This window comes from Pseudomonas sp. PICF141, assembly GCF_002286815.1.
In the GTDB taxonomy this organism is placed as follows: Bacteria; Pseudomonadota; Gammaproteobacteria; order Pseudomonadales; family Pseudomonadaceae; genus Aquipseudomonas.
Genome location: NZ_MUNM01000007.1, coordinates 1 through 1,064 on the forward strand (window position 1 = coordinate 1; position 1,064 = coordinate 1,064).

At 58.9% G+C, this 1,064-nt stretch carries 1 pseudogene; it reads right to left on the reverse strand.

The window, feature by feature from the left end:
• Positions 1-510 (reverse strand): annotated as a pseudogene (locus tag BZL43_RS00150) (hypothetical protein); the annotation flags it as partial.
• Between the last annotated feature and the right edge of the window lie 554 nt (positions 511-1,064).

The window sequence follows — 1,064 nt, forward strand, 5'->3', positions numbered from 1 at the left end:
CGTAGCATCTGGATGCTTGAGCGGTTGGTATTCCACGGTCCAGATCTTGCCGCCCGAGACCGGCGATCCGGTTTCTTCGATGTAGGCGGCGAACACGATTGCGCCGGTCGAGCCACCGGCCCGGCCCAGAACGATGTTGTCGTTGTTCGCGTCCGTGTAGAGAAGGATGCTGGTGCCATTGAGGGTATCCAGACCGCTGTCCAGACCATTGAGCGGTGCGCCCGTGCTGTCGACGAAGCTGATATTGGTAATGGTGGCTCCGGGGTCGGGGGTGACGGTGAACGCATTGCTGCCTGTGTTGCCCACGGCACCGGTATAGCCACTCAACGCTGCCCCCGTTGCGGTCCCGGCACCCAGGGCGGTCAAACGGGTAGCGAAGGTCGAGGGCAGGGAGGTCACCAGAATGTCGTTGTCGTTAGCGTCCTCCGCAGGGGTTGGCGTGGCGGTGGCGTTCTGCAATCCGGTCGTTTCGTCCAGTGAAACGTTCACACCGGTGGTTCCAATAGCCATGATCTTTCTCCAGAGCAATTGCGGTCATCTTGGCTGACCGTTGACCATTGGCCGCCACTATGGATAAGCACCAGGGATCGCGCATCGGCGGATACTCCCAAACGGGGTGGGAGTTTCAGACTACTTGGGAGGGGAGACGGGATGAGGAGGCAAAGGAGCGGCGCGATGAGTACAGGGCCCATGGATCAACCATAAGCCCTGATCAGAGAGGGTGTTGGGGGACTCGATTCCGTTTGGCCACCGACATTGGATACCGGGAGGTAGACCGGAAATGGAAAGCCCCGCTGCCTTGTGGGTCGCGAGGCTAACCAATACACACCCCAATTAAGGGATCAGACGAAGTCTCCCGGTGCAACTTCGGTGGCAAGATTGACACCGACCAATACGATCGCGGTGTCGCCAGCATTTACCGCGCGGGACAGGTTTTACATCCTGTCTCGCGCGTACTCTTCCTGGCGGATCAAAGCACCAAATCTGTCGGTGCCAGGTTGGTCACTCCCACCAGTTCGACCACGACAGGATTTTCGATATCAATCGTCTGGACAGCGGTGAAA